Annotated in this window: 8 protein-coding genes; 6 read left to right on the forward strand and 2 right to left on the reverse strand. The window is 65.4% G+C overall.

Annotation, left to right across the window (positions count from 1 at the left end):
• The coding region (locus BEN49_RS09365; RefSeq protein ID WP_141765636.1) for a YdcF family protein at positions 1-502 on the forward strand (502 nt) is incomplete at its 5' end.
• 396 nt (positions 503-898) lie between these two features.
• Here BEN49_RS09365 and BEN49_RS09370 read toward each other — a convergent pair.
• The gene (locus tag BEN49_RS09370; protein WP_070742761.1) at positions 899-2296 is read right to left on the reverse strand and encodes an NAD-dependent succinate-semialdehyde dehydrogenase; all 1398 of its coding nucleotides are present in this window, start codon (positions 2294-2296) and stop codon (positions 899-901) included.
• Between the two features lie 170 nt (positions 2297-2466).
• On the opposite strand from BEN49_RS09370, the gene BEN49_RS09375 reads away from it, so the two are divergent.
• The 5 genes from BEN49_RS09375 to BEN49_RS09395 all read left to right on the forward strand — a co-directional run bounded on the left by BEN49_RS09375 (position 2467) and on the right by BEN49_RS09395 (position 5113).
• The gene (locus BEN49_RS09375; RefSeq protein WP_239691886.1) at positions 2467-3027 is read left to right on the forward strand and encodes an RNA polymerase sigma factor; all 561 of its coding nucleotides are present in this window, start codon (positions 2467-2469) and stop codon (positions 3025-3027) included.
• A gap of 7 nt (positions 3028-3034) precedes the next feature.
• Positions 3035-3400 (forward strand): hypothetical protein, encoded by a 366-nt coding sequence (locus BEN49_RS27775; RefSeq protein ID WP_070742762.1) that lies wholly within the window; start codon positions 3035-3037, stop codon positions 3398-3400.
• The gene (locus BEN49_RS09385) at positions 3388-3948 is read left to right on the forward strand and encodes an anti-sigma factor (RefSeq protein ID WP_070742763.1); all 561 of its coding nucleotides are present in this window, start codon (positions 3388-3390) and stop codon (positions 3946-3948) included. Before BEN49_RS27775 ends, BEN49_RS09385 begins: the two co-directional genes overlap by 13 nt.
• Positions 3949-4095: 147 nt before the next feature.
• On the forward strand, positions 4096-4635 hold the full coding sequence (locus tag BEN49_RS09390) for a heme NO-binding domain-containing protein (protein ID WP_070742764.1): 540 nt from the start codon (positions 4096-4098) through the stop codon (positions 4633-4635).
• Between the two features lie 22 nt (positions 4636-4657).
• Positions 4658-5113, forward strand: coding sequence for a peroxiredoxin (locus BEN49_RS09395; protein ID WP_070742765.1), 456 nt, complete (start codon positions 4658-4660; stop codon positions 5111-5113).
• Between the two features lie 166 nt (positions 5114-5279).
• Here BEN49_RS09395 and BEN49_RS09400 read toward each other — a convergent pair.
• A partial coding sequence (locus tag BEN49_RS09400; RefSeq protein WP_125916670.1) for an outer membrane beta-barrel family protein occupies positions 5280-6555 on the reverse strand: 1276 nt, incomplete at its 5' end.

Here is a 6555-nt window from a genome sequence, read left to right on the forward strand (position 1 = left end):
CGCCAGCCCCGCCGACCGCGTGTACCTGCACGCCGGGGCCGACCGCCTCACCAACGCCCTGTGGCTGTACCGCGCCGGGCGGGTGCGGCGCATCATCGTGTCGGGCGGCTCGGGGGCGGTGGGGCCCCAGGACGCAAGCGAAGCCCAGCACCTGGCCACGCTGCTGCGCCTGGCCGCCGTGCCGCCCGCCGACATCTGGCTGGAGGAGCGCAGCCGCAACACCCGCGAAAATGCCCAGTTCACCAAGCAGCTGCTGGCCCGCCACCCGGGCGTCGATACGCTGGTGCTCGTCACGTCGGCGTTTCACATGCGCCGGGCCGCGGGCTGCTTCGCCGAAGTGGGGCTGCCCGTGGTGGCCTTCCCGGCCGGCTTCCAGGCCAGCGGCCGCGCCCTCACGCCCGATTACTGGCTGCTGCCCACCCCCGAAGCCCTGGCGCAGTGGAGCCTGCTGCTGCACGAAATGGCCGGCTGGGCCGTGTACAAGGTCCGCGGCTGGTGCTAGCCGGGCCCCGGGCTACCGGCTTTCTCGCCGGCTGCCCGGTAGTCGCCAGGGGCCCCACACTATATTATAAAGCGGGGCTGTTGCTTATATCAGGGTGGTTATACGTAAGGTAGAACGTCATGCGGAGCGTAGCGAAGCATCTTTCCGGCGTCAGTAATCAGAATCAATGACGTAGTAAAACCGTCATGCTGAGCGCAGCCGGAGCATCTCTCCCGCGTAAGTAATCAATGGTTAGCTAGCGGGAGAGATGCTTCGGCTGCGCTCAGCATGACGGTCCGACGACTTCCTAAACAGCTTTGTAGCAAAGCTGCACGCCGCGTGACGTCCTTTTTGATGCATTCCAATTCAACAATTACCTGGCAGCCGGCGAAAAAGCCGGCAGCCCGGGCCGTTGCGCTATTCCGTGGGGGCCCCGGCGGGGGCAGCGGGCTTGCCAATCCACACCGATTTCTGGTTCACAAACTCAAGGATGCCCAGGCGCGAGAGCTCGCGGCCGTAGCCCGATTTCTTGATGCCGCCGAAGGGCAACTCGGGCATCGACTTCACCAAGCTGTTCACGAACACGGCGCCGGCCTCGATTTGCCTGGCCAGGGCCTCGCCCCGGGCCAGGTCCTGCGTCCACACCGAGGCCCCCAGGCCGAAGCGCGAATCGTTGGCCAGGCGCACGGCGTCGGCGGCGTCCTTGGCTTCGAGGACAATGGCCACCGGCCCGAAAAGCTCTTCGTGGTAGGCGCGCTGCCCGGGCCGCACGTGGGTGAGCACCGCCGGCCGGAACAGGGTCGCGCCCGGCTTCGCCTGGCCGCCGGCCAGCGCCAGCCGGGCCCCGTGAGCCACCGATTCTACTACTTGCCGGGTTAGCTCGTCGGCCAGGTCGGGGCGGGCCAGGGGGCCGTACTGGGTATCTTCGGCCAGCGGGTCGCCGGTGCGCATGGCCCGCAAGTGAGTGATGAGCTGGGCCACGAACTCCTTTATAATGGGTTTTTCCACGATGAAGCGCTTGGCGGCGATGCAGCTCTGGCCGGCGTTAATCATGCGGGCCTGGGCGGCGGTTTTGGCGGCCAGGGCCAGGTTGGCGTCGGCCAGCACGATGAACGGGTCGGAGCCGCCCAGCTCCAGCACCGCTTTCTTAATGTGGCGGCCCGCCGTGGCGGCCACCGCGGCCCCGGCCCGCTCCGAGCCCGTCAGCGTCACGGCCCGCACCCGGTCGTCGGCAATGAGCGGCTCCACCAGCTCCGTTTCGATGAGCAGCGTGCGGAAGCAGGCCGGCGGCAGGCCCGCGTCGTGAAATATTTTTTCCAGCGCCAGCGCGCACTGCGGCACGTTGGGGGCGTGCTTGAGCAGGCCCACGTTGCCCGCCATCAGGGCCGGGGCGGCGAAGCGCACCACCTGCCACAGCGGGAAGTTCCAGGGCATAATGGCCAGCACCACGCCCAGCGGCTGGTGGCTGACGTAGCTGCGCCCGGCGTCGGTGGCCACCGGCTCGTCGGCCAGAAAGGCCTCGGCGTGCTCGGCGTAGTAGTCGCAGCAAGTGGCGCACTTCAGGGCCTCGGCGCGGCCGTCGGCCACGGGCTTGCCCATTTCCAGGGCCATGAGGCGGGCCAGCTCGGGGGCCCGCTCGCGCAACAGGGCCCCAGCGCGGCGCAGCACGGTGGCGCGGTGGGCGAAGGGCGTGGCGGACCAGGTGGCGGCCGCAGCGTGGGCCTGGCCGAGAATGCGCGCCGTTTTGGCCCACGAAAACGGGCGGAACCGCTTGAGCACGCGGCCGGTGTGCGGGTTGTAGGACTCGATGGGCATGGCGAAAAGAAAACGGGGCCCTGGCAACAGACCGGGCCGTTAGCCGTTACAACCTCCTAGCGGCCATCCAGGTTGTCGGTTAGCCACGGGGCCCCAATCGGGTCTTGGACTTACTTTCGCACACACACATTTGCGGCTTGCCGCTTCGCAAGGCCACTTCTCCTTCTCTCGTGTCCGACACCTTACCTATTTCCCTGCCCACTGCCTCAGAGGAAGACCTCGTGCGCCGGCTCAAAGCCCGCGACGAATCGGCCCTGACGCTGTTTTATGACCGTTACGCGTCGGCTTTGTTCGGCGTCATCTCCCGCATCGTTAAAGACGACGACACGGCCGAGGACGTATTACAGGAGGCGCTGGTCAAAATCTGGAACGCTTTTCCGGCCTACGACGCCGAAAAGGGCCGCCTGTTCACTTGGGTGCTGAATATCTGCCGGAATTTGGCCATCGACAAAATCCGCTCGCGGCAGTACCGCGTAGGTACTCGCACCCAGGGCCTCGACGACAGCCTTGCCGCCCAACGAATGCCCGCTGCCGAGACTTTTCGGCCTGAGCACATTGGCCTGCAAGAAGTTGTGCAGACCCTGGTGCCAGAACAGCGGCAAATAATCGACTTGCTTTACTTCGGAGGGTACACCCAAAGCGAAGTGGCCGAGGAACTGAAGCTGCCCCTGGGCACCGTCAAAACCCGTGCCCGCACGGCCATTAAACTCCTTGGTAAACTGATACGCTAATTCCACCGTGGAAGATCCTCAATCCTATATAGAATCCGGCATCCTAGAGCAGTACGCTCTCGGGCTACTCACGCCCGCCGAGCGGGCCGCCGTCGACGCCGAAGCCGCCCGCCACCCCCTCGTGGCCGAAGAGTTGGCCGCTGGCCAGCGCGCCCTCGAATACTACGCCGAAGCCCACTCCCGTGAATTGCCCGCCGCCATGCGCGACCGGGTACTAAACAAAGTGCTCGCCCAAATTGCCCCCGCTGCAGCCCCCGTGGACGTTCCGGTAGTAGCCACCACCGGGGCCCCAGCGCCCTCCACCAGCCTCCGGGCCGACGTGGACGCCCTGGCCCGCCCGCAAGCGCCGCCGAGCCCGGGGTGCGCTCCATAAGCAGTGCCGAGGCGCCCGCCGCGCCGCGCCGGGGCCTGGCCATTGCCGCTTCCGTTGCCCTGCTGCTGAGCCTGCTCGGCAACGGCTACCTCTACCAGCAGTGGCAGGGGGCCGACAATGCCCTGGTGGCCTTGCAGGACACCCAGAACCGCGTGGCCGCCAATACTTTGGTAACGGAGAAGAAGCTTGGGGAAGTAAGCGAACAAAACGCCATCCTGCGCGACGCGGAGTTCCACTTCGTGGCCCTGGCCGGTACCCCCGATGCGCCCAAAGACCGCGCCCGGGTGCTGTTCAACGCCAAAACCAAGCGCGTGTACGTGGACGTGCAGAACTTGCCCGCCGCGCCCACCGGCCGCCAGTACCAGCTCTGGGCCCTCAACAACGGCAAGCCCGTGGACGCCGGCATGCTGACGCCCGCCGCCGCCGCCGGCGAACGCCTTGAGCGCATGAAGGACATCGCCAGCGCCCAGGCCTTCGCCGTGACGCTGGAGCCCCTGGGCGGCAGCGCCACGCCCACCATGCCCATCCAGGCCATGGGCACCATTTAGGGCCCCCAACGCCTCGCTGACAACGGCCCCCGCGATGCATCGCGGGGGCCGTTTTGTTGTGGGTTCAAACGAACGGGCACTGTTCTTGTTGGACTGCACAGAATGGGCGGCGGCAGCCGCTGCGCAGTTTTTTATTACCTATACGCTATGCACGGGACTATCCTGATCCTCCTAAAACGCTACATCCAGACCCAGTACGACCACAGTACCTGGGTCAACCTCCTGGAACTGGCCGGCCTCAGCGGCGCCACTTTCGACCACAAAACCGTGTACCCCGACGAAAACCTGTACGCACTGGTGGACCAGGCCGCCGCCGCTACCGGCGCAACGGCCGGCGAGTTGCACGAGCGGCTTGGTGAGTATCTGGTGCCCGACATCATGTACATGTACCAGAAACTGGTGGACCCCACTTGGCGCACGCTCGACATGCTGGAGCACACCGAGCACACCATGCACCGCCAGGTGCGGCGCGAGCATGCCGAAAACGCGCCGCCCGTACTGGCCGTCAAGCGCCTGAGCCCCAACGAGGTGCAGATTGACTACGTGTCGGCCCGGCGCATGGGGGGCCTGGCGGTGGGCATCGTGCGCGGCCTCGCGGCGTACTATGACGAGGCCGACCGCATTGCCGTGACGCCCACCACCAGCGCCGATGGCCAGCGGGTGAGCATTTACGTGCAGCGTAATTAATCTCTACAATCTTCTTTAAACCATGCTCCAAGTAGGCCAAACTGCCCCCGACTTCACGCTCAACACCACCGACGGCACCCCGTTCCACCTGGCCGACCGCCGCGGGCGGCACCTCGTGCTGTACTTCTACCCGAAGGACGATACGCCCGGCTGCACGGCCGAGGCTTGCTCGTTTCGCGACCAGTACGAGGACTTCCAGGACCTGGGGGCCGACGTGGTGGGCATCAGCTCCGACAGCGAGGCCTCGCACCAGAAGTTTACCCAGAAGCACCGCCTGCCGTTTCCGCTGCTGGCCGACGCCGGCGGGGCCGTGCGCAAGCTCTACGAAGTGCCCCGGGCCTTGCTGGGCCTGTTGCCCGGCCGCGTCACGTTTGTCATTGACAAAGAAGGCGTTATCCAGTATATCTTTAACTCCATGAGCGGCGCCACCGACCACGTGCGCCACACCAAGGACGTGCTGAAGCGCCTGCCCGCTTAGGGTAGTTTCCGCCCAGCGGTAGGTAGTTAAAAGTTAAAGGAGAAGCGTTAAAAACCTTTATGAAAAGGCTTTTAACGCTTCTCCTTTAACTTTTAGTTGGTTTAAAGAATGCCCATTGGATAAGAAGCCGCTGTAGGGCCCCAGTGCGCTTGGGGAGTAGCCGACGTTACTGGCCGCCCACCCGCCGCTTTTCCTCCTCCGCACCATCGGCGCGGCGGCTGGCAGCTGCCTGGCTACGCCCCAGCCGGTAGCTGAAGGAGAGGGTGGCCACCCGCGAATCCCGGCTTTGGGTAAAGGCGTCCACGTAATTGTCGTAGGTGGAAGTGGCGATGTTGCGGTTGGTGTACAGTGCATCGGTAACGTTGAATTTGAGGGTTCCCTGGCCTTTCAGTAGGCTTTTTTGGGCCCCCAGGGTCAGGTCGCCGTTGGCGCGGGAGGTGATGAAGCCGTACACCTCGGGCGACTGGTAGTTGGCGCTCAGGTCGGCGCTCCAGCCGTGGCCCAGCGTGAAGGTGTGCGTGCTGTTTAGGGTAACCGACGGCTTGGCCCGGTTGAGCGTGGTGCCGGCCAGCTCACCGGTGAAGCGGTTGTAGTAGAAAACGGCGCTGTTGTACACCGACCAGGCCTTGCCCAGCGTCAAGGGTACCGTGAGGGTGAGGGCGGCGTAGTGCTGGGGCCCCAGGTTGACGGGGCGGGCCAGTACGAAGCGGCTCGTGGCGGTGGCCGGCTGCACCACAATCAGGATGGGGTCTTGCGTGCGGCTGTAGCTCAGGCCGACGGTGTACTTCTGCAAGTAGGTGTGCGTCACCTCGGCGTTGTAGCTGGTTTGGGGCCGCAGGGCCGGGTTGCCCGAGCGGTAAGTGGTGGCGTTGAGGTAGATGCGAAACGGGTTGAGCTGGTCGTAGCCGGGGCGGTCGAGGCGGCGGCTCAGGGCCATTGTCAGCTCGTGCCGGGGCGAAAACGTGTATTTGAGCGAGGCGCTGGGAAACAATTGTAAATACCGGCGGTCGAAACGCTGGTTGCCGACTTCCTGTACGCCCTGGGCGGTGGTCTGCTCGCCCCGCAGGCCCGCTTGCCAGGTGGCCCGGGCCCCGGTTTGCTGCCAGCTGAGGTAGGCCGCCCGGATAGTTTCGGTATAACGGAACTGGTTGGTTTGCAGCGTATCCAAAGTAGTTAGCCCGTCGGCGGTTTGCTGAAAAGTAGCGTCATTGCCAGACTGCACCCGGCTAATTTTGAGGCCCCCGGACAGGAGCCGATGGTGGGCCAGGGGCTGCACGTAGTCGAGCTGGCCGGTGAGCAAGGTTAGGCGGCCCGCCTGGTCGCTGGTGAGCCCGGTGGGGCCCCCGCCGCCGGCCTCGGGCAGGGCCGATAGGCCTTGCTGCCGGCTGAGGCGGTAGGTGGCGTAGCTGGCGTCGGCCGTCAGGGCGCGGCTGTGCTGGAGT

This window comes from Hymenobacter coccineus (genome assembly GCF_001816125.1).
Classification (GTDB): domain Bacteria; phylum Bacteroidota; class Bacteroidia; order Cytophagales; family Hymenobacteraceae; genus Hymenobacter; species Hymenobacter coccineus.